Consider the following 21,269-nt stretch of genomic DNA (forward strand, 5'->3'; position numbering starts at 1 on the left):
CCATCAGGGCGAGCGCCCCGAGGAGTGCCAGCCCGGCGATCAGCACGTGTCTGGCCATCTTCCTGTCCTTTCTGCTCGTCGCCGACCAAGAGGACGGCGTTGCCGGCGCGTTCCTCAGCCGGGCGGGATGTTCGGCATGACCTTGAGGATCGCGTCGTGCTTCTTCCAGTGGATGCCCGTCGAACGCCGTGCGTCCGCGGTGCCGTCCTCGTGGTGCCCCGGCTGCCGTTTGTAGTGCCCTTCATTGCCCCGGTGGATCCCGCGAACGGTCCTCGAGGCATCGGGACGTGCATCGGGCTTTCCGACTCTGATGGTGCCCATCGCTCCTCCTCACCGCTGTTCGGTCAGTTCGGCGAAGAACTGCTCGATCGCCGGCCACACCCGGCTGCCGCCGGACAGGCCGCGCCACTCCCGCCGCACCAGCGCGACCACCCGCAGGCTGTCGGTGAGCGGGACGATCCAGTGCTGCGACTGGCCGCGCACGGTGTTCACCAGCAAGGCTTCCACGTCGCTGCGCATGGTGCGCAACTCGGGCCGCAGGTCGCACAGTGCGTGCCACGCCTCGGCGTCCACCTCCCAGCGGGCCGGACCCGCCGGACCCGGGTAGTGCGCCAGGACCGTGCCGTCGGACTGGGGGACGAAGAAGGCCAGGCCGACCGGGACGCCCAGGCGGTCGGTCGGCACCGGTTCCAGCCGCACCCGGCGCCGTGGCACCAGCCGGTACCGGCCCTCGTCGGCCTGCTGCTCCCGGCCGAACAGCAGCGTGCACGGCCGGCAGGTGCAGAGCACCGCCTGCTCGTCGGTGTCGACCAGGTGCCGGTGGTCGTCGGGCAGCGGCTGACCGCACAACTCGCAGCGCTCCGCCGCCTCGGGCGGCTGCGCGCGGGCCTCCCGGATCAGGCGTTGCAGGGCGCCGGGACTCATGCCGGGCCCCCGGAGCGGGAGAACAGGCTGTCGACCGGTACGAACGCGGGCGGCGTGGCGGGTGCCGGTGCGAGACGGACCCCGGTGAGCTCCGGAGCCGCCGCCAGCAGGGCCTCGCGGACCGCCTCCTCGACGCCGCCCGCCGAGGAGCCGCAGCCCTTGGCGGTCAGCCGCAGCTCGGCCACCGTGCCCTCGATCCCGACCAGTTCCGCCCGTGCGCCGCGCTCGGCCAGCGCCGGCCGCAGCGCCTCCAGCGCCCGCACGGCCCGGCGCTCCGGCGGCTCCGGGTGCAGGTCGTGCAGGACCAGCAGGTGGCCGATCAGTTCGTCCTCGAGGAGCGGCTGCGGTGCCACCAGGTCCAGGACCCGGGCGAGGGCCTCGCCGTAGACCTCGGTCAGCACCTGGATCGCGGCGACCGCGGCTTCACGGGTCGGTCCCGGTACCGTCTCGACCCGTTCCAGCAGTTCGTCCAACCGGGCGAGCCGCTGTTCGACGGCCGGGCCGTCGAGGCGCCCGCAGTCAGCCATGCGAGGCCCCGTAGGCCGCGCCGTAACTCGGCAGGTGGGTGCGGCTCAACTCCCTGCCCCCGCCGAGGTGCATGTGCACGCCGCAGGGCAGGCAGGGATCGAAGCTGCGGACGGTGCGCATGATGTCGATGCCCCGGAAGTCGTCCGGACCGTTCTCCTCGAAGATCGGCTGGCCCTGCACGGCGTCCTCGTAGGGGCCGGGGGTGCCGTAACTGTCGCGCGGGCTGGCGTTCCACGGAGTCGGCGGGTACGGGTGGTAGTTGGCGATCTTCTTGTCGCGGATCACCAGGTGGTGCGAGAGGACGCCGCGCACGGCCTCGTGGAAACCGCAGCCGATCGCCTCGTCCGGCACCTCGAAGTCGGTGAAGACCTGGGTGTCGCCGGCGCGGACCATGCCCATCGCCCGTTCCACGAAGAACAACGCCATCGCCGCGGCGTAGGCCACGAAGTACGGCCGGGCCCGGTCGCGTTCGATGGTGTTGCTCCACTGCGGGATCTTCCACTCGAACGTCATCTCCGGCAGTTCCTCGCCCTTGGGGAGGGAGATCCGCACGCTCTGCCCGGTCGCCTTGACGTACGGCGTGTCCACCAGCCCGCTCAGCGCCGTGGACCACAGCCGGGCCAGCGGGCCGCCGCCGGTGTCCAGGGCGAGGTGCTGGTCGGTGTTCCGGTCGTACCAGCGCGGGCTCATCACCCAGCTGTACTTGCCGCCGTCCAGATCGCGCTTCTGCGGCACCGGTACGGTGGTCTGGTTCCAGGGGTGGCGCATGTCGACCGGGTTGCCGAGCGGGTCGTGGGTGACGAACGGCTGCTCCTCGACCCAGTCCTCGTAGTAGGAGGAGCCGAGCAGGATGCGCATGCCCAGGTTGATGTCCACCAGGTTGTTGGTGACCAGCTTGCCGTCCACGACGATGCCGGGGGTGACGTACATCGCCTTCCCCCAGTTGCTCATCGTCGCGTACCGGTAGTCGCACGCGTCGTAGTCCTGCCACGCGCCCCAGCAACCGAGCAGGATGCGCCGGCGCCCGACCTCCTCGTAGCCCGGCAGGGCCTCGTAGAAGAAGTCGAAGACGTCGTCGTTCATCGCCACGCCCTTCTTGACGAAGTCGATGACGCGGACGAGGCGGGACAGGTAGTCGGTGAAGACGGTCGGCGACGGCATCGTGCCGACCCCGCCGGGATAGAGCGTGGAGGGGTGCACATGACGCCCCTCCATCAGGCAGAACATCTCCCGGGTGACCCGGCTCATCTGCAGCGCCTGCTTGTAGACCTCGCCCTCGAACGGGTTGAACGCCCGCATGATGTCGGCGATCGTCCGGTAGCCGTGGATCCCCGCGTTGGGGGCCTCGGTGCGCTCGGCCCGGGCCAGGACACCGGGGTTGGTGTCCTTGACCATGGCCTCGCAGAAGTCCACGAACACCAGGTTGTCCTGGAAGATGGTGTGGTCGAACAGGTACTCCGCGGCTTCACCGAGGTTGACGATCGTCTCCGCCAGCGGCGGGGGCTTGACGCCGTAGGCCATCTGCTGGGCGTAGTTGGAGCAGGTGGTGTGGTTGTCGCCGCAGATCCCGCAGATGCGACTGGTGATGAAGCCGGCGTCCCTCGGGTCCTTGCCCTTCATGAACACCGAGTAGCCGCGGAACAGGGACGAGGTGCTGTGGCACTCCGTCACCTCCCGGTTGGCGAAGTCGACCTTGGTGTAGATGCCGAGGTTGCCGATGATGCGGGTGATCGGGTCCCACGACATCTCCACGATCTGCGGCGGCTTGCGCTGCCCGGTCGCGCGCGGGTTGTCGGTGGTCGTCATGTGCCTTCCTCGGGGGGATCGGAGGTGTCAGGGACGCCAGTGCGGGTCGTAGCCACTGGTCAGTTCGGAGCGGTTGTGCCGCCAGCGCGGCTCCCGGTTGACCGCCATGCTGGTGAGGCCGCGCAGGCGCCGGATGACCGCGCCGTAGGGCTTGAGGAGCATGGGGGAGATGCTGCCGCCGGTCGGTTCGTCCATGAACGGCATGAAGGTGTCGGGGAAGCCCGGCATGGTGCAGCCGATGCAGATGCCGCCGACGTTCGGGCAGCCGCCGATGCCCGCCATCCAACCGCGCTTGGGCACGTTGCAGTTGACCACCGGGCCCCAGCAGCCGACCTTCACCTGGCACTTGGGGGAGTTGTAGTCCCGCGCGAAGTTGCCCTGCTCGTAGTAGCCGGCCCGGTCGCAGCCCTCGTGCACGGTCCTGCCGAACAGCCACTGCGGGCGGAGGTTGGCGTCCAGCGGGGGCGGCGGTGCCGTACCGGCGGCGTGGTACAGCACCCAGGTGAGGACCTCCATGAAGTTCTCCGGCTGGATGGGACAGCCGGGCACGTTGACGATCGGCAGCCCGCCCGCAGACGTGAAGTCCCAGCCGAGGTAGTCGGCCAGGCCCATCGCGCCGGTCGGGTTGCCCGCCATCGCGTGGATGCCGCCGTAGGTCGCGCAGGTGCCCGCCGCGACCACCGCCCATGCCTTGGGGGCGAGTTGGTCGATCCACCAGTTGAGGGTGAGCGGCTCGCCGGTCTCCAGGTCGTTGCCGAAGGAGGTCCAGTAGCCGTCGCCCTCGATGATGTTCTGGTTGGGGATCGAACCCTCGATCACCAGGATGAACGGACGCAACTCGCCCCGGGCGGCAGCCCGGAACGGCGCGAGGAACTCTTCACCGCCCAGCGTCGGCGAGAGCACCTTGTTGTGCAGGTTGACCTTGGGCAGGCCGGGGATGAGGCCGAGGAGCACGTCCTCGATGGCGGGCTGTCCGGCGGCGGTGAGCGACACGGTGTCGCCGTCGCAGCTCATCCCTTCGGAGATCCACAGGATGTCGATCTCGTCGAAGCCCGTGGGCTCGGCAGCCGGAGTCGGCGCCTGGCTGGTACTGGTGGTACCGCTCTCTATGGTCATGTCCTCGGCCTTCCTTGCAGCGGGTCACGCGGTCGGTCGTAGCCGGCGGCCACCGGACCAGCCGGCGCGGGTGCGGGCGGCTCGTCCAGGGCGTGCGGATGGGGGCGGGTGGGCGCGATCGGCCGGGCCCGGTCGAGCTCCGCGCCGCGGGCGGCCGGGTGCCGGTCGATCCGGCCCGGCTCAGTGGCGTCCATCGGGACTCGTCTCGTCGAGGGCGGTGGTGAGCGGTGCCCCCCGGCCCGGATGGTGACCGCCGGTCGGCGCAGGCCCGCCCTCGCCGCCGCCCTCCCACGGCGCCGAGTGGCGCCCTGGGCGGAGCGAGCGGATCGCGCCGTGCAGCCGGGAGAAGACCTCGGCAGGCATGGTGTCCACCCGGTCGAGGATCTCGGCGGCACGCCGGTCCGTCGCCCTGGCCTCCCGCTTCTCCGCGTCAGTGAGCAGCATCGTGCGCAGCGAGAGGATCTCGTCGATCTCGGCGGCGTCGTGCAGGTCGCCGGGGCTCTCGGGGGCCACCTGCGGGTGGTCGGGCAGGATGATCGGCGAGGAGAGCACCGCCCGACCCGCCTCCGTGAGCACCGGAAAGGTGTGCAGGTTGCGGCAGCCGCGGGCGTGGTCGACGGCCCGGTCCGGCGGATCGGCCAGCGACAGGAAGGACAACCCGCTGCCGCCGAGGAAGGTGTGGGTGCCGACCAGGGTGTGGCGCAGCGCCTCCTGCCGGGTGGCGCCCGGCCCGACCTGCCGGCCGGTGTTCTCGGTGCGCACCCGCACCCGGTACAACCGGTGGGGCTCGTCGAGGAGTTCGGCGCCGAGGGTGACCATCGCCTCGACGGGGTGGCGGCGGCGCACCGCTCGGCCGTCGACGTCGCCGAGTTCCTCGGTCTCCTCGCCGCCGGGCGCGCCGACCGGGAAGCGCTGCTCACCGGCGAGCAGGTCGGCCAGCGGCACCACCAGGTCGCACTCTCGCGGCACCGCCTCCTCGAAGCTGAGGTGCACCGCGCCGGGCGCCTCCAGGGAATCGACGGCCAGGTGACCGCCGTCGGCCGTGCGGTGCTGCACCTGCTTGTCCTGCACCTGCAGGTAGCGCACCCGGACCTGCAGGACGGCGGCGCTGTCCGCCTCGACCAGGCACTCGGTCTGCTGGTACCAGGACTCGGCGGACCCGGCGACGGTCGGGGCGACCGGGCCGTCCGCCTCGACCCACGCGCGCGGCGCCAGGACGCCGAACTGCCAGCGCACCCGGTTCTTGGCGGAGGACCGGCGGTACGGGTAGAGCAGGTAGCCCTCGTACAGGACGGCGTCCGCCAGCGGCCGCAGCCGCTCGAATGCCGGGTCGGCCGGCCGCTCAGCGGTGGCCCCGGCCGGTGCCGGGCTGCTCGTCATCTCTCCTCCGATCGGCCGCGTCGGCCGGGCCCTCGAGCGCGGGGAGTGCGCCGCGCCCCTCCTACCGTCACACCGGCAGTCCGGATGCGCTCGCCCGGTCCGCCAACAGGGTGGGGACCAGGCCTCGGCGGTCAGCGGCGGACCGTACCGGGCCCCCTGGTTGCGGGCGGGCGGGATGGGTAGCCGCGACGGCACGACGACGCCCACCGGCCCCCTGCCGGCGTGACCGGTGCCGTCAGCCCCGCATCCGCCCCCATCGGAGTGCTGCCATGAACACCGTCCCGCCCCCGCACCAGGCGCGGATCCTCTTCGTCGGCACCGCCACGCTGCTCATCCGCTACGGCGACTTGACCGTGCTCACCGATCCCAACTTCCTGCACCGCGGCCAGTACGCCTACCTCGGCCACGGCCTGGTGAGCCGCCGCCGCACCGAGCCCGCCCTCCAACCGGCCGACCTGCCCGAGGACCTCGACGCCGTCGTGCTGTCACACCTCCACGGTGACCACTTCGACCGCCGTGCCCGCGCCGCCCTCGACCACGACACCCCGATCGTCACCACCCCGCACGCCGCCCGACGCCTTCGCGGACTGCACCGGTTCCGCAACACCGTCGCCCTGCGGACCTGGCAGCAGCACACCCTGCAGCGCGCGGACAGCCGCCTGCGCGTCACCGCGCTGCCCGCCCGCCACGCCGGCAGCGCCGCGGTGCGGGCCCTGCTGCCACCGGTGATGGGCAGCATGCTGGAGTTCGGCGAGCCCGAAGGCCCGCCCCGCCTGCGGATCTACCTCTCCGGCGACACCCTGGTGCACGACGCGCTGCGCGAGATACCGCGCCGCTACCCCGACCCGGACCTCGCCGTCCTCCACCTCGGCGGGACCCGGATCGCCGGCCTGCTGCTCACCATGGACGGCGACCAGGGCGCCGAGGCGGTCCTCCTCCTGAACCCCCGCAGGGTCCTGCCGATCCACAACGACGACTACTCCGTGTTCCGCTCCCCGCTGACCGACTTCCTCACCGCGGCGCGGGCCCGCCGCCTCGACGACCGCATCGTGCACTGCGCACCCGGCCAGACGGTGACCATCGGCCCCACCGTCGCCGGCGTCGGCGAGCCGCCCGCACCCGGGCAACCCGCCTGACCGCTGGAGGGCGGACCGCGGCCCCCGGTCACCCCGGGACCAGGACCGCGACGCCGGTGACCCGGTCCGCGGCGAGGTCCGCGAGCGCCTCGTCCGCCTGCCGCAGCGGGTAGCGGCGCACATGGACGACCGGGCGGGTCCGGGCCGCCGCGGCCAGGTAGGCCTGCCCGTCGGCCCGGGTGTTGGCGGTGACGCTGCGCAGCGTGCGCTCCTGGAAGAGGTGGCGCCGGTAGTCGAGCACGGGGATGTCGCTGAGGTGGATGCCGGCCACCGCGAGCGTTCCGCCGCGGTCCAGGGCCGCCAGGGCGACCGGGACCAGCTCGCCGGCCGGGGCGAACAGGATGGCGGCGTCCAGCGGTTCCGGAGGCGGATCGTAGGAGTCACCGGCGAACGCGGCGCCGAGCTCCAGCGCCAGCCGCCGGGCCGCCTCGCCCCGGGTGAAGACGTCGACCCGCGCGCCCCGGGCGAGGGCGAGCTGGGCGGTCAGGTGGGCGGACGCCCCGAACCCGTAGATGCCCAGTCGTCCGCCCGGCGGCAGCTCGGCCCGCTCCAGGGCGCGGTAGCCGATGATCCCGGCGCACAGCAGCGGGGCGAGTTCCTCGGCGGGCGGCCGCTCGGGCAGCGGGTACGCGAAGTGGGCGTCCGCGAGCACGTGTTCCGCGTAGCCGCCGTGCCGGTCCCAGCCGGTGTACAGCGAGCGCGGGCAGAGGTTCTCCCGTCCCGTGCGGCAGTAGGCGCAGCTGCCGCAGGTGTGGGCCAGCCAGGCGACGCCGACCCGGTTGCCGAGCTCGAACCCCGTCACGGCGGAACCGGCGGCGCGCACCCGACCGACCACCTCGTGGCCGGGGGTGCACCGCGCCACCCGGGGCGCGAGGTCGCCCTCCGCGAGGTGCAGGTCGGTGCGGCACACCCCGCAGGCCTCGACCTCCACCAGCACTTCGGACGGCCCGGGGGCGGTGAGCGGCCGCCGTTCCCACACCAGTGGGCCCGGTCCTGACGCACCCACCGGCCCCGGGTGGGCCACCACCCAGGCCCCGGTCTCCTGCGGTAGCCGCTGTGCCGTGCCCATCACTGCCTCCCGAGCCGCCTCCCGTGCGTCCCCCTCCGGGTACGGCGACGGTCGTGCGCAACCGCCGCCACCTCCAGCCTGGCCCCGGACGTCCGGGGCCGCACGGCTCGACGGCTCACCGCTCCGCGGTACGGCGGACGCCGAGCGGAGCCCAGGCGGCCACGACGCCGGCGCCCGGGCCAGGGCCTGCCGGACGTCGTCCGCGGGCCGGAGCGCGCAGGGCCTGGGCGCGGACCGCCTGGGCGCTCTTCGAGCCCGGTCGGCGGCCGGTGAAGCCCGGGAGCCGGCCGGCCGGACAGCGTGTGCCCCACCCGCCCGGCGTGCCGGACCACCGAACGCCCGGGCGGCGGCCGTCGGTCGAGACGGTCGGTTCGTATGCGCGTGATCTGTCGGCGACTTGGGTAGGCGATGCATGACGGACGTGTCGCACGGAGGGCGACGAGCACGTGCCACAGTCGCATCACCACTCCCACCACGCCGGTGAGCGCTGGCGAGCCGCGGCGGCTGACCGTCGGGCCCGGGCCGCCGCCAGGCGCTGGCAGCACACCGGTACCGAGCCGATCCGGGCGCGCAGCGATCTGCCGGCCAGGCGACTGCTCAACCGGGTCTTCCTACCGCTGTTCGCCGTGGGCACGGTGGTCTTCACGCTGCTCGCGACGGACGTGCTGCGCGCGCCCAAGGACGACCGCGGCTTCTTCACGGCACTCGCCGTGATCTGCGCCGTGTTCACCGTCGTGGCGGTGGTCGACATGTTCGTCATCCGCCGCCGGATGGCGGAACAGCAGCGCTGGCGGCGCTGACGGCACCAGCCGGTCTACCGGCTCACCGCGGGCCCACTCGCTGTGCTTCGCCTGGCTTCGCGCACCAAAGGTGACCGTAATCGGGTGATTTGTCAGATTCTGCAGCAGTCCCATTGCTGATGTGGACTCAACAAGCTCCGGTGCCCCGCAAGTTCTCATGGAGCCGGCTGGCCCGATCATCGGAGGAGCAGTATGGTCTGACGGCAAACGTCTCGTCCGGCCGACTCGCTCGACCGAGCGACCGGAACAAGGAGTCCCGCCGTGGCGACCCACCGCCGTCCCAAGCAGCCGAGCCACGCCCGGGTCGTCGTTCTCACCGCCGCCGCCGCGGCCACCGTCGCCCTCTCCGCGCAGAGCGCGTGGGCCGATCCGAAGCCGTCCATCGATGACGTCAAGACGCAGATCGACGGTCTGAACTCGCAGGCGGAGCAGGCCACCGAGCAGTACGACGGCGCCAAGGAGAAGGCGGACACGCTGCGCCAGCAGGCCTCCCAGCTCCAGGACGAGGTGGCCCGCACCCAGGCGCAGGTGAACCAGCTGGAGGAGGGGCTCGGCTCGGTGGCCGGTCAGCAGTACATGGACGACGGGATCGACCCGTCGGTGCAGCTGATGTTCAACGCCGACCCGTCCGGCTACCTCGACCAGGCCGCCACCCAACACCAGGCGAACATCAGCGAGGCCGAGGCGCTGAAGGCCCTGCAACAGGCCCAGCGCACCCTGAACCAGCAGAAGCAGGACGCCGCGACCGCCCTCGCCCAGCTGGACGCCACCACCACCACGCTGAACAACGCCAAGACCGACGTGCAGTCCAAGCTCGCGCAGTCGCAGTCGCTGCTCAACTCGCTCACCGCGAGCCAGCGGGCCGCGGTGCTGGCGGCCCAGCAGCAGGAGGACGGCGGCGGCGCGGCCTCGCGCGGCACCAGCCGGGCCGACCTCGGCCCGCTGCCGCAGGCCTCCGGACAGGCGGGAGGCGCGGTGGCGGCCGCGCTCAGCCGGCTCGGCGACCCCTATGTCTGGGCCACCAACGGCCCGAACACCTTCGACTGCTCCGGCCTGATGCAGTGGTCCTACGAGCAGGTCGGCATCCAGTTGCCGCGCACCTCACAGGAGCAGGCCTCGGTGGGCACCGCGGTGCCGAGCCTCGCCCAGGCCCAGCCCGGCGACCTGGTGATCTACAACGCCGAGGACGGCCCCGAGGGCCACGTGGGCATGTACATCGGCAACGGCATGGTGGTCCACGCCCCGCACACCGGCGCCGTGGTGCGGACCATGCCGGCCAACGCGCTCCCCATCGCCACCATCCGCCGGATCTGACCGCCCGGCCCCGCCGGCGCCGCGACCCGGGAGGGAGGCCGGGGCGGCCAGCGGGTTCCGCTCACCGATCGGAAGCGTCGCGGTCAGCCGTTGCGGTGGAACTGCTTGGGCGGGAACGGTGGGTGGGCGTCGGGCGTGGTGAACGTGTAGCCGTCCGCGAGCAGCTTGGGCAGGTAGCTGCTCAGGGCGGCAACGGTTTGGGAGCGGTCGCCCCCGCTGCCGGGCGCGGGATCGTCGTCGCCGCCCTCGGTACCGTCGTGTTCCAGCACGATGGCACCCGTCGCGGCGCCGGCCAGGACCCGGTCGATGATGGTCTCCGTACCGGGATTGGCCCAGTCCTCCGGGTCCACAGACCAGGAGATGGGACGCAGGCCGAGATCGGCGCAGACGGCCAGCGTCGTGTCGCTGAAGTTGCCGTAGGGGGCGCGGAACAGGACCGGTGTCCGGCCGCACGCCTTGGTGACGGCGTCCTGGGTGCGCTGGATCTGGTCGCGGATGTCGTCGGCCGACAGCTCGTTGAGGTTCGGGTGGGACCAGGTGTGGTTGCCGATGACGTGTCCCTCCGCGGCCATCCGGCGGATGACGTCGGGATACTGTCCGATGTTGTCGCCGCACACGAAGAACGTCGCTTTGACGCCGTGCTCGCGCAGCACGTCCAACACCTTCGGCGTGTACTGCGGGCTGGGGCCGTCGTCGAAGGTGAGGGCCATCACGTCCGGGCCGGCGTTGACCTCGCCCTCCGGCTGCGGCACCTGGACGGTCCTGGCGACGGCGCGGCCTGGCGGGCAGGCCAGGCCGAGCAGGGCCGTGGCACCCACGGCGAGCAAGCGGCGGCGGGACAGCGGTAGGCGGATCTCTCGCATCGGCCAAGCGTGGGTCCTGGGGCGCGACCTGATGGGCAGGCACACCGCAGGGCGGGGCGGACCCGCCCGGATGGCCCAATGCAGCGAGTGCGTGCCGGGTGCGGGGAGGCGGCCGGCGTCGCCGTTCCCCGCGCGTCCGGCACCATCCCCACGCCCAGGAGCCCGGTTGCCGGGGGCCCCTGATCGGTCCTATCGCTTCCAGGGTTCGGCGAACTCGTGCAGCGCCGCCACGGCGGCCGGGGCGAGCATCCGGTCGTTCACCGGGGTGCCGGCCGGGTGGAGGAAGTGGTCCAGCCCGTCCAGGAGGCGCAGGCCCGGGCCGGTGGTGTGCGCGCGGGCGAGGGCGGCGAGCAGCGGGGCCGTGGTCGCGCAGGGCACGTTGGCGTCGGCGGTGCCGCAGGTGACGGTGACCCGGGTACCGGGGCGGATCGCCCGGGCGGCGTCGGCTGGGTGGACGGCGTCGTCGCTGCGGACGAAGCGGGCGTTGTCGGGGCCGAAGAGCGCGTTCAGCAGCGAGGCGAGCGGCGGCAGCAGGGTGCTCGTGTCGGCGGGGCGCCCGGCCCGGAAATCGGCGATGGCGGCGGCAATGCCCGCCTTGTTCGCCGAAGCCACGGCCTCGGTCAACTGTCCTGTTTCCACAGCCTGTTCGAGCTGGGTGTCGAGTTGGGCGGCCAGTAGGTCCAGCAGGCGCTCGTCCTGCGGAGCGAGCAGGGCGAGACCGGCCGGCGCGGGTCGAACCGTGCGGGCGAGGAGCAGCGCCTGCAGTCCCCCCTCGCTGTGCCCGACCAGCAGCAGGGCGTGCGGGTCGGCCTCCGGCTGGTCGCGCAGGGTGGTGTAGGCAGCTGCGGCCTGGCGGGTGAAGGCAGCCAGGTCGAGCCGGCCGGGGTCGCCCTGGTAGGCACCGGCTCCGGTGCGGCCGGTGAAGTACTTGTCGAAGCGTAGGGTCATCACGCCGTCGACGCCGAGGGTGTCGGCGATCAGCGCGAGGGTGCCGGGGACGAGCGCGGGAGGCTCGTCGCCGTTGCGGTCCGTCGGGCCGCTGCCGGGCAGCAGCAGGGCGGCGGCCAGGTGGTGTCCGGCCCGGTGGGCGGGTACGTGCAGGGTGCCGTACGCGGTGGTGCCGTCCACCGTGAACTGCACCTCGCGGTCGGCGGCGGGCACGAGCGCGGCGGGTGCGGCCGCGTCGGCGGCGGGTGCGCCCAGCCCGGCCGCGGTGACCGCGGCGAGCACGACGGCGGTTAACGAGGAGCGCCAAGACATCCGTTTCTCCTGTGGGTTGGCGGGTGAGTCGGGGATCGCCCGGTCCACTCCGGGCGGTCGGGACGCCGAGGGGTGTGCCGCGGGAGCCGGGGTGCGCAGCCGCGCGGTGGTCGGGAGCGGTCAGCGGCTGATCAGTTGTAGGACCAGCACGAAGGCGGCCAGCCCCGCGACCAGCCAAAGGCACCGGGGGTTGCCGAAGTTGACGGTCCAGCCGATGCCGAACCGCTTGCTGACGAAGAGCGACGGGTCCTGCCGGTTGACGTAGAACAGTCCACCGCCGCGCCAGTAGCGGTCGTCGTCCGGCGCCACCACGCCCGGGTCCGCCGACTCGACTGCCGTGCCTTCCAAGTCACTTGGCGCCAGACAGCGGCCGCCCTGCCCGGTGCGCAGGGCGATCGCGACGACGACGAGCAGCCCGGCCGCGATCGGCGCCAGCACGGGAAGGGCGGAGAACGAGAGGTCGCCGTGCCAGGTCTGCCAAGCGGCGGCCAGGATACCCGAGTTGACGCAAGCCCCCAGCAGCATGACCGAGCCCGCGGTCCGGACGACGAACCGCCGGTGCCGGGTGGCGCCGGCCGCCGGCCGCGCCGGGTCGAGCTCGGCCCGACTGCGGAGAGCCAGCCAGGTCACCAGCAAGAGCAGCCCGGTGAGCGCGAGTTGGATGAACACGGGTGCGAAGGCGCTGCCGAACGACTTGTCCGTCAATCGGTCGGCCTCCCCACGGGAGCCGTAGTGAATCGGCAGCCGGTCCGGCATCGACGGGTACTCCACGGCGGCGAGCACCGCCGTGAGCGCGAGGACGAGCACCGCGGGCGCGGCCCACCGCCAGGGGTAGCGCGGCGGCGCGGTCCGCAGTGAGGTGTCCACCGCGACCACCTGGCGCAGCCCCGCGTACCACTGCTCGCCGTGCTTGACGGCGAGGATCGCGCGACGGGCGCGCAGGTATCCGGTGGCGGACACGGCCGCGGCCGCCGTCGATGCGCCGGCGAACAGCGGCGTGCTCGGGAACACGAGGAGGAGCGCGAGTTCGGCCGCGAGCACCGCCCCGCCGATGCCGCCCACGCACCAGCGGTAGGCGCGCCGCTGCTCGTCGATCACGGGAGCGTCGGCGTGCGCGGGCGGGGTCCGCACCCCGAAGGGCACGGTTCGACCGGTGAGGGAGGGCATCAGCCACGCCATCAGCAGGATGACGAAGGGTATGACCACCTGGACGACAGCTGTTCCGGACATCATGCCGGCCCTCCTAGCCTCTCTCCCACGCCGAGCTCTCCATGGTGCTGACCGCCGACATGACTGCCGACCTGACCGCCGGGCCGGGCGCCGGGCTGGGCGCCGAAGGAGCCGACGATCCGGCCGCACGTCGTCAGTACGGTCGCCGTGTCGACCCCGTGCGCCGCCGCCTCGGCGAGCAGCGTCCGCAGCCGGGCCGACCACTCGTCGGTGAAGCCGGGGGGCGGCGGCCCGGAGTGCGGGTCCCGCTGCACCACGGCGCCGCTCTTGCGGTTGAGCCGCAGGAGCCCCTCCTGGCGCAGCTGGTCGTAGGCCTTGTTGACGGTGTGGAAGTTGATGCCGAGGTCGCCGGCCAGCTGCCGGGTCGACGGCAGGGCGCTTCCCTCCGCCAACTCGCCTGCCGCGATGGCCTCCACGACCTGGTCCCGGATCTGCTGGTAGATCGGGACGGCACTGCTCAGGTCGATGCTCAGGATCACGCGCGACTCCCACTGGGATGTATTTGCTCTAGTACTTATAGAACAGACCATCAGGTGTACGCAAGAAGGAGCGAGCCGGCTCCGGTGAGCCTTACCAGGCGCCCTGGTGCACGATCCGGGGGAGCCGTGGTGCACGACGCCCGCCGACCGGGATCTGACCGGGATCCGGCCGGGCACCCAGGGCCGGGCGGACGAGACCGATCCCGAACGCGGGCACCCCCCGGCAGCCAATGCCGGCGCGGAATGCCTATCCTCGGCGGATGAACGAAAGCCCCGCCGGCGTCGGAGCGCCGCCCGCCACCGAGGCGCCGCGTGCCGGCCGCGTCCTGGTGATCGACGACGACCCGACAGTGGCCGAAGTCGTCGCCGGCTACCTGACCCGGGCCGGCCACCAGGTGGACCTGGCCGCCGATGGCACCCGGGGCCTCGCGCTGGCCCGTGCACACCGCCCCGAACTGGTGGTGCTCGACCTCATGCTGCCCGGCATCGACGGCCTGGAGGTGCTGCGCCGGCTACGCGCCGCCGAGGCCGGCGCCGACCTGCCCGTGGTGCTGCTCACCGCCAAGGGCGACGAGGCCGACCGCATCCTCGGCCTGGAGCTCGGCGCCGACGACTACGTCACCAAGCCCTTCAGCCCGCGCGAACTGGTGCTGCGGGTGCAGTCCGTACTGCGACGCGCCCGGGCCGCCGCGCCTGCGGCCGCACCCGGTGCCCCGCTGTCCTCGGGGGACATCACGCTCGACCCGCAGGCCCGCCGCGCCCGCCGCGGTGAGACCGAACTGTCGCTGACGCTCCGGGAGTTCGACCTGCTCGCCTTCCTGCTCCGGCACCCGGGCACGGTGTTCTCCCGGCAGGAGCTGATGCAGCGGGTGTGGGGCTGGGACTTCGGAGACCTGTCCACCGTCACGGTGCACATCCGCCGGCTGCGCGAGAAGGTGGAGGACGATCCCGGCGCCCCGACCCTGATCACCACCGTCTGGGGTGTCGGCTACCGCTACGACCCGGCGGCCGGGCCCGGGGCGGCGACCGGACCCGAGCGGGCGACAGGCCCCGGGCCGGCTACCGGGCCCGAGCGGGCGATCGGCTCCGGCTCGGCGAGGGGGCTCGGCTCGGCCGCCGGCTTCGGGGCGGGCTCGGCAGCTGACGTCGGGTCGGCGCCGCCGGGCGCGGCGAGCGGGCAGGACGGTGCCCGGTGAAGAACCTGCTGCTGATCGCCCTGCTCGCCGCGCTCGGGGCAGGGGGTGCCGCTCTGCCCGGCTGGGCGGCCGTGCGGTGGCTGCGCCGCCGATCGGTGGCGCTGTCGCTGTTCTGCGTCGCCGCCGTCACCGTGCTGGCGGTCACCTCCGGGACCTTCGCCGTGGCGCAGGCGATGTTCCTGTCCCAGCACGACCTCGGGGTGGTGATCACCGTGCTCGCCATGGCCTCGGTGGTGGCACTGGGCATCGCCGCGCTGCTCGGGCGCCAGGTGGTCGCCGGCAGTCGGGCGCTCGCCACCGCCGCGCGCACCGTCGGCAGTGACACGGGCTTCACCGCGCCGAACCACCCGCTCGGCCGCGAGCTGGCCCAGCTCAGCGAGGAACTCGCCGCCACCAGCGCGCGGTTGGCCGAGTCCAGAGCCAGGGCCAAGGCGCTGGACGCCTCGCGCCGCGAGCTGATCGCCTGGATCTCGCACGACCTGCGCACGCCGCTGGCGGGCCTGCGGGCGATGGCGGAGGCGCTGGAGGACGGCGTGGCCGACCAGCCGGAGCGCTATCTGCAGCGCATCCGCACCGAGGTCGAGCGCCTCACCGGGATGGTGGACGACCTCTTCGAGCTCTCCCGGATCCAGGCCGGCGCGCTCTCCCTCTCGCTCGCCCGGGTCTCGGTCTACGACCTGGTCGACGACGCGCTGGCCGGTGCCCACCCGCTGGCCCGGGAGCGCGGGGTGCGCCTGGAGGGCCGTCAGGTGGCGGCCGAGCCGGTGGAGGTGGACAGCCAGGAGATCACCCGGGTGCTGGGCAATCTGCTGGTGAACGCGATCCGCTCGACCCCGCAGGACGGGGTGGTCGCCGTCTCCGCCCGCCGGGTGGCCGACGAGGTGGTGCTCTCGGTGACCGACGGCTGCGGCGGCATCCCGGAGCAGGACCTCCACCGGGTCTTCGAGACCGGCTGGCGCGGCAGCGCCGCCCGCACGCCGCGGCGCGACCCCGGTGAGGGCGGGGACAGCGGCGCCGGGCTCGGGTTGGCCATCGTGCGCGGCATCGTCGAGGCCCACGCCGGGCGCGCCCGGGTGCACAACGTGGTCGGCGGCTGCTGCTTCGAGATCGCCCTTCCGGCGGCACGTGCGTAGACGGGCCGGCGGGCAGGCCGGCGGGCGGACGCGGGCGGACGGGCGGGCAGGCGAACGGACGCCGACGCGGACGGGCAGGCAGGTGAACAGGCGCGGGCGCGGGCGGACGGGCAGGTGAACCGACGCGGGCGCGGCCGTCCGCCGGCCCGCCGGACGGCTGGTCTCCCGTCACGGTTCGGCAAGACCGGCGGCCCGGCGCGGTGCGGTTTTCAGAGCGCGACGATCCCCTCGCCGCCGACGGCATCCGGCACGGTCACCGAGCCCAGGCCGGTGAGGGAGCCGTCGGCGTTCACGGCGAACTCGTCCACGATGCCCTTGACACCGGTCTGCGCGTAGAGGTAGCGCCCGTCGGGGGAGGCGGCGGTGTCGACGGTTCCGGGGTTGGTCGGCGTGTTGCCGAGGGCGGTGAGCGTGCGGCCCTCGTCGGTGGCACGGAAGCCGGTGAGGGTGGAGCTGCCGGCGTTGGAGACGTAGAGCAGGTCGCCGATCCGAACGATCCAGCAGGTGGCGCTCTGGCCGGTCGGGGCGAAGGCCTGCTGGCTGGCGGTGCCGTCGTGGTGGATGCGCATGGTGGCCAGGGCGTTCGGCCCAGCCTGGGTGAGGAACAGGCCGCGCGGCCCGTCGGGGACGAAGGCGAAGGGCACGGCGTCGGGCAGGTTGGTGACGGTCGGTGTGGCCGCGGGGGCGCCGTCGGGGGAGAGGTCGAACACGTCGAGGTTGTTGCCGTTGGCCTTGGTGGTCACGACCAGCCGGGTGCCGTCGCCGGTGAAGCCCACCTGCCCGGGGGTGTTGGTGAACTGGGGTGTGGCGTTCGGGTCCAGTCCCAGGTCGCGGTGCCAGTCGGGGCGCTGCTCCAGCTTCCCGTCGTGCACGGTGTAGCCCTGGACGGAGCCGCCCTCGAGGGCGTTGAGGACGAAGACGGTGTCACCGCGGACGGCGACGCTGACCGGGAAGCAGCCGCCGGAGGAGACGACCTGGCGGCGGGTCAGCCGGTCGCCGTCGACGGCGAAGACCGTCACCGTGTCGCTGCCGGCGTTCACCGCGTACAGCAGCGCGTGTTCGGGGTCGTAGGTCAGCGACCCCTGTGAGGCCAGGTGGTCGGCGACCGATCCGGCGAGCACGCCGCCCAGCCCCCCGGTGTCGTACACCGCCTTCTGGGTGAGGTGCCCGTCCTCGCCGCGCCGGTAGGCGACCACCTGGTTCCCGTCCGGGTTGTCGGTCTGGACGAACACGGCGTGGTGCCCTCCGGCTTGCTCGTCGCGTCCGGACCTGGCGGCGTGGGCGGGCGGAGTGCAGACGGCCGCTGCCGTCAGGGCGGTGGCGACGGATACGGCAAGACGGGCGGGACGGCGCATGACGGGCTGCTCCTCGGGCGGCGGTGAACGGGGGAGGGTGCCGGCCCGACGGATGGTTCGCCGTAGGACGCGACGCAGCGGTCGCGAGGGCCGGGCGGGGGAGGTGTTGCTGGAGGGCAGGGGTGCGACGACCGCGCGATGCGTTGGTCGACCACCTCCCGATCACGGTACGTGACGCCGCATCACTTGCGCGGTAGCGACACCGGAGGAGGCGCCGCCGGGGTGCCGACTTCAGACGGTGGCTTTCGCGGCGGGCCGGCCGGGCCTGCTGGGGCCCTTGATCCCCGGGGGTGGTCCCCGAACCGCCCCCCCGGCCGGAGGCACGGCCGGCCGGGGGGCGGCGAGCAGTGGTCAGCGGCCCGAGGCCAGGTTGGCGCCGCCCGTGCACTCCAGGACCACTCCGGTGATGAAGCCGTTGGCCGCCGGCATGTGGATCGCCTGGGCCTGGTCCTCGGGCCGCCCGACCCGGCCCACCGGGGTGGTGGCCGCGAGCCCGTCGAACAGCGACCGGCGCTGGTCGGCCGTCACACGGTCCCACCACGGGGTGTCCACCACGCCCGGAGAGACCGCGTTGACCCGCAGCGGCGCCAGCTCGACGGCCGGCGGCGGCACCATCGCGTTCAGCGCGCCGTTGATCGCGGCCAGGCCCGCGGTACCGGGGAAGGCGGCCCCGGCCGAGGCTACGGTGATCAACGTGACCGAACCGTCCTTGCGCAGGTGGGGCAGCGCGGTCCGCAGGGCCCGCACCTGCGCCCAGAACTTGGCATCGAACCCGGCGGCCAGGTCGGCCAGGTCCAGGTCGGCGAACGCACCCGCCGAACCGCTCGCGGCCACCACCAGGTGATCGACCGTGCCCACCTCGGCGAAGAACGCGTCCAGGCCCGCCTGGTCGGTCGCGCTTCCTCCTCGGCCACGCACCGCTGGACCACACCACCGCCCGCCGGCTCGTCCGCAGCCTCGTCCCGTAGGAGTCGTCCGGCGGCTCGGGCAGCAGCGGTTCGATCGGCTCGTGGGCACGAGCAGCGGGGGCGAGCAGCGGCAATGGGACGGGTGTCGAGCCGGAGCTCCCCGACTACCGGTGGTCGTGGATCACTTCGAGGGCGTGCTCGCGTGCCGGAGCACCGAGCAGGGTGTTCAACTCGTCGAACAGCGCTCCGGCGGTGACGCCGTTCCAGCCCGGCGGCAGCAGGGCGAGCGGCAGGCCGGGGTCGCGGTAGGGCAGCCGGCGCCATTCGGTGAGCATCGGCAGGTAGAGCTGGAACGCCTGCGCCGGTGGCTTCTCGGTCTCCCGTGCCGCGTCGCGGACCGGCCGGTAGCGGCGCAGGAAGTCCGAGTAGAGGGCGGTGAGTTCGTCCAGGTCCCACCAGTCGCGCACCTTGGAGCGCAGGTCGCCGAAGGCGAAGTGGTCGCCGGTGAAGATGTCGACGTACTCGGCGAGGCCGCGCCGCTCCAGGGTTCGGCGGGTCTCGGCCGCCAGGTTCCCCGGCGCGACCCACACCCCCGGCGCGGCGGTGCCGTAGCCGAGTCGGGTGAGAGTGGTCCTGAGTTCGTGCCGTTTGCCGCGCTCGGACTCCGGGACGGAGAACACCACCACGACCCAGCCGTCCTCGGCGACCGCGCGGACCCGCTCGAAGATCCGCACGTCGCCCTCGGCGAGGGTCTCCAAGGCCGGCGCCGCGAGCGAGTAGCCGGCGGCGCCCGCATGACGCGTGCTCTCCAGCACGCCGCGTCGCTTGAGCCGGGAGATCGACGACCGCACGGCCTGCCCCTCCACGCCGAGGTCCGCCATGAGCCGCACGATCGATGCCACGGAGAGCCAGTTCCGCTCCGCCCTGGCGTACAGGCCGAAGATCGTGATGATCAGCGGCCCGAGGCGGGTGTCCCGGCCGGCCGCCGCCGGCGCTCCGGGCTGAACCGGCATCGGCCCACTGGCGACGTCCACTCGCTCCGTCCTTGCTGCTCCGGGCCGCTGTCGACCGTACGATCCCCTCCGCTCGGCAGCCTATCGCCTCGCGGACGGGCGGTTCGTGCCCGCTCGGGGCCTCCTCGCGGACACGAGGCGCTTCACACCAGGGAGGTTGAGACCACGCGGTTGCGGAGCTCACCGAGGCCGCTGACCCGGGTGACCACCAAGTCGCCCTCCCGCAGGAAGACTTGCGGGTCCCGGGCGCTTCCGATGCCGCTCGGGGTGCCGGTGAGGATGACGTCACCGGCCCGTAGGGTCATGCCCTGGCTGAGCTCGGCGATGATCCGGCCGAATGAGAAGGCCATGTCGCTGCTGGAGGCGTTCTGCAGCAGGACGCCGTTGACCTCGCACTGCACCCGCAGGTCGTCGGGCTCGGTCACTTCGTCGGCGGTGGTCAGCCAGGGGCCGAGCGGCATCGTGGCGTCGATGCTCTTGCCCTTCAACCACTGTCCGCCGTGCGCCCGTTGGAGGTCGCGCTGGGAGACGTCGTTGGCGACCAGATAGCCGAAGACGTGCTCCCGGGCCTTCTCCTCGGGGATCGACCGGCCGTCGCGGCCGATGACGAGGGCGATCTCCGCCTCGTAGTCCCACTGGTCGGACAGTCGCGCGTCGAAGGCGATGTCGTCGACGGGGCCGATGACGGTGTCCGGGCCCTTGGTGAAGAAGGTCGGCCGGGCGGGGCGAGTGACCGGGTCCTGGCCGCCGCGCTTGCCCTGCGACTCCTCGAAGTGGTCCGTGTAGTTCCAACCGGTGCACAGGACATCGCGGTTGAACCGGCGCAGCGGCGCTTCAAGGCGGACCTCGGAGAGCGGCACCGTCGGCGCACCGGTGAGCGCGCTGCGCGCCGCGTCGAGGGCGGTCGGGCCGCCGCGGACCAGGTCGTCGACCGTGCCGACGACCTGCGGCAGCAGCGCCACCGCCGCCTCGGGTTCGAGGACGACGCCGGTGCGGCGGGCGCCGCCCACACTGACAGACGCGAGTTTCATCCCTGCCGCCCCATGCCTGTGCATCCTTCCTGTTCGTCATCAAGGAACGTCGAGGGTGGGGCCACTGCCGTGGGGCCACTGCCGTGGCGCCGCAGTGCCGACGAGGCGGTCAGCCGGCGGGCCGCACCAGTCGGTCGTCCGGGATCACCGCGACGCCCAGGATCTCGATCAGGGCTTCGGGCTGCCACAGGGCGGTGCAGCCGATGCCGGCCATCGCCGGGTAGACCGGGCCCGCGAGTTCCCGCCAGACGCGGCCGATCTCCTTGCCGTGCGCCTGGTAGTCGGGGATGTCGGTGAGGTAGAGGGTCACGCTGACCAAGTCCTCCGGCCTGCCGCCCACCTCCCGCAGCGTCGTCAGCACATTGCTGAACGCCTGACGGAACTGCTCCACGATGCCGCCCGGGACGATCTTCATCTCGGCGTCGAGGGCGGTCTGGCCGCCCAGGTGGAGGATGTTGCCGGCGAGCGTGCCGTGCGAGTAACCGCTGGGCTTGGGAAGGGAGTTCGGGTTCACGGCGACGGGCGTCATGGCACCTCCGGTGAAGGGCTGCGGCTGGCTGGTGTGCCGGCTCCAGGCGGGTGGGCCTCCCGTATTGACAATAGATGACGGTGGTGAAAAATACGAGATATCGGTCGCCGCCGACCGCCACGACGCAGCGGCACCCGCGAACCGCCCGGCCTCAACGTTCCTGCACGGCCGGTGGCCACGACAGCCATCAGCTCGGTGA

At 73.0% G+C, this 21,269-nt stretch carries 22 protein-coding genes; 5 read left to right on the forward strand and 17 right to left on the reverse strand.

The features are described from left to right. Nucleotides 1–114 precede the first annotated feature (114 nt). From LN042_RS11770 to LN042_RS11800, 7 genes are read right to left on the reverse strand one after another with little or no spacing between them, the layout of a single operon-like run. Nucleotides 115–321 carry a hypothetical protein gene (locus tag LN042_RS11770; protein ID WP_230051091.1) on the reverse strand — a complete coding sequence of 69 codons (207 nt, stop codon included), beginning with the start codon at nt 319–321 and terminating at the stop codon, nt 115–117. A 9-nt stretch (nt 322–330) separates the two neighbouring features. Beyond that, nucleotides 331–924, reverse strand: coding sequence for a DUF5947 family protein (locus LN042_RS11775; protein WP_230051092.1), 594 nt, complete (start codon nt 922–924; stop codon nt 331–333). Further along, on the reverse strand, nt 921–1,451 hold the full coding sequence (locus tag LN042_RS11780) for a NifU family protein (protein ID WP_230051093.1): 531 nt from the start codon (nt 1,449–1,451) through the stop codon (nt 921–923). Before LN042_RS11780 ends, LN042_RS11775 begins: the two co-directional genes overlap by 4 nt. After that, nucleotides 1,444–3,258 (reverse strand): nickel-dependent hydrogenase large subunit, encoded by a 1,815-nt coding sequence (locus tag LN042_RS11785; protein WP_230051094.1) that lies wholly within the window; start codon nt 3,256–3,258, stop codon nt 1,444–1,446. The genes LN042_RS11780 and LN042_RS11785 overlap by 8 nt, the downstream gene beginning before the upstream one ends. A 27-nt stretch (nt 3,259–3,285) precedes the next feature. Beyond that, nucleotides 3,286–4,374 carry an NADH-quinone oxidoreductase subunit B family protein gene (locus tag LN042_RS11790; RefSeq protein WP_230051095.1) on the reverse strand — a complete coding sequence of 363 codons (1,089 nt, stop codon included), beginning with the start codon at nt 4,372–4,374 and terminating at the stop codon, nt 3,286–3,288. Continuing rightward, a complete protein-coding gene (locus LN042_RS11795) occupies nt 4,371–4,568 on the reverse strand; it encodes a hypothetical protein (protein ID WP_230051096.1) in 198 nt (65 codons plus the stop codon). The genes LN042_RS11790 and LN042_RS11795 overlap by 4 nt, the downstream gene beginning before the upstream one ends. Continuing rightward, complete coding sequence (locus tag LN042_RS11800) at nt 4,555–5,754, reverse strand: hypothetical protein (RefSeq protein ID WP_308191793.1); 1,200 nt, start codon at nt 5,752–5,754, stop codon at nt 4,555–4,557. The genes LN042_RS11795 and LN042_RS11800 overlap by 14 nt, the downstream gene beginning before the upstream one ends. 269 nt (nt 5,755–6,023) lie before the next feature. On the opposite strand from LN042_RS11800, the gene LN042_RS11805 reads away from it, so the two are divergent. Next, complete coding sequence (locus LN042_RS11805) at nt 6,024–6,890, forward strand: MBL fold metallo-hydrolase (protein WP_230051097.1); 867 nt, start codon at nt 6,024–6,026, stop codon at nt 6,888–6,890. A gap of 28 nt (nt 6,891–6,918) precedes the next feature. On the opposite strand, the gene LN042_RS11810 is transcribed toward LN042_RS11805, so the two are convergent. Then, entirely contained in the window at nt 6,919–7,959 is a 1,041-nt protein-coding gene (locus LN042_RS11810) for a zinc-dependent alcohol dehydrogenase family protein (RefSeq protein WP_230051098.1), read from the reverse strand. 446 nt (nt 7,960–8,405) lie between these two features. Here LN042_RS11810 and LN042_RS36930 point away from each other — a divergent pair, with 446 nt between their 5' ends. Both LN042_RS36930 and LN042_RS11820 read left to right on the forward strand, forming a co-directional pair. Further along, nucleotides 8,406–8,759, forward strand: a complete 354-nt coding sequence (locus tag LN042_RS36930) for a DUF6343 family protein (RefSeq protein WP_230051099.1) — start codon at nt 8,406–8,408, stop codon at nt 8,757–8,759. 261 nt (nt 8,760–9,020) lie between these two features. Further along, on the forward strand, nt 9,021–10,073 hold the full coding sequence (locus LN042_RS11820) for a C40 family peptidase (protein WP_230051100.1): 1,053 nt from the start codon (nt 9,021–9,023) through the stop codon (nt 10,071–10,073). Nucleotides 10,074–10,156: 83 nt separating this feature from the next. On the opposite strand, the gene LN042_RS11825 is transcribed toward LN042_RS11820, so the two are convergent. The 4 genes from LN042_RS11825 to LN042_RS11840 all read right to left on the reverse strand — a co-directional run bounded on the left by LN042_RS11825 (nt 10,157) and on the right by LN042_RS11840 (nt 13,905). Beyond that, nucleotides 10,157–10,936: a polysaccharide deacetylase family protein gene (locus LN042_RS11825; protein ID WP_230051101.1), complete on the reverse strand. Its 780-nt coding sequence runs from the start codon at nt 10,934–10,936 to the stop codon at nt 10,157–10,159. 189 nt (nt 10,937–11,125) lie between these two features. Next, the gene (locus tag LN042_RS11830; RefSeq protein WP_230051102.1) at nt 11,126–12,196 is read right to left on the reverse strand and encodes an alpha/beta fold hydrolase; all 1,071 of its coding nucleotides are present in this window, start codon (nt 12,194–12,196) and stop codon (nt 11,126–11,128) included. Nucleotides 12,197–12,316: 120 nt separating this feature from the next. Next, a complete protein-coding gene (locus tag LN042_RS11835; RefSeq protein WP_230051103.1) occupies nt 12,317–13,429 on the reverse strand; it encodes a DUF1648 domain-containing protein in 1,113 nt (370 codons plus the stop codon). Then, nucleotides 13,426–13,905, reverse strand: a complete 480-nt coding sequence (locus tag LN042_RS11840) for a GntR family transcriptional regulator (RefSeq protein WP_230051104.1) — start codon at nt 13,903–13,905, stop codon at nt 13,426–13,428. Before LN042_RS11840 ends, LN042_RS11835 begins: the two co-directional genes overlap by 4 nt. Before the next feature lie 260 nt (nt 13,906–14,165). On the opposite strand from LN042_RS11840, the gene LN042_RS11845 reads away from it, so the two are divergent. Continuing rightward, on the forward strand, nt 14,166–15,101 hold the full coding sequence (locus LN042_RS11845) for a response regulator transcription factor (RefSeq protein WP_230051105.1): 936 nt from the start codon (nt 14,166–14,168) through the stop codon (nt 15,099–15,101). Beyond that, the gene (locus tag LN042_RS11850) at nt 15,098–16,234 is read left to right on the forward strand and encodes a sensor histidine kinase (RefSeq protein WP_230051106.1); all 1,137 of its coding nucleotides are present in this window, start codon (nt 15,098–15,100) and stop codon (nt 16,232–16,234) included. Before LN042_RS11845 ends, LN042_RS11850 begins: the two co-directional genes overlap by 4 nt. A 209-nt stretch (nt 16,235–16,443) precedes the next feature. Here LN042_RS11850 and LN042_RS11855 read toward each other — a convergent pair whose 3' ends face one another. The 5 genes from LN042_RS11855 to LN042_RS11875 all read right to left on the reverse strand — a co-directional run bounded on the left by LN042_RS11855 (nt 16,444) and on the right by LN042_RS11875 (nt 21,070). Beyond that, the gene (locus LN042_RS11855; RefSeq protein ID WP_230051107.1) at nt 16,444–17,589 is read right to left on the reverse strand and encodes a lactonase family protein; all 1,146 of its coding nucleotides are present in this window, start codon (nt 17,587–17,589) and stop codon (nt 16,444–16,446) included. Nucleotides 17,590–17,940: 351 nt separating this feature from the next. Then, nucleotides 17,941–18,507, reverse strand: a complete 567-nt coding sequence (locus LN042_RS11860; RefSeq protein WP_230051108.1) for an SDR family oxidoreductase — start codon at nt 18,505–18,507, stop codon at nt 17,941–17,943. A 154-nt stretch (nt 18,508–18,661) separates the two neighbouring features. Further along, nucleotides 18,662–19,510 (reverse strand): PaaX family transcriptional regulator, encoded by an 849-nt coding sequence (locus tag LN042_RS11865; RefSeq protein ID WP_230051263.1) that lies wholly within the window; start codon nt 19,508–19,510, stop codon nt 18,662–18,664. Nucleotides 19,511–19,653: 143 nt separating this feature from the next. Continuing rightward, entirely contained in the window at nt 19,654–20,541 is an 888-nt protein-coding gene (locus LN042_RS11870) for a fumarylacetoacetate hydrolase family protein (protein ID WP_230051109.1), read from the reverse strand. A gap of 109 nt (nt 20,542–20,650) precedes the next feature. After that, nucleotides 20,651–21,070, reverse strand: coding sequence for a RidA family protein (locus LN042_RS11875; RefSeq protein WP_230051110.1), 420 nt, complete (start codon nt 21,068–21,070; stop codon nt 20,651–20,653). Nucleotides 21,071–21,269 lie beyond the last annotated feature (199 nt).

This window comes from Kitasatospora humi, assembly GCF_020907985.1.
Taxonomy (GTDB): Bacteria; Actinomycetota; Actinomycetes; order Streptomycetales; family Streptomycetaceae; genus Kitasatospora; species Kitasatospora humi.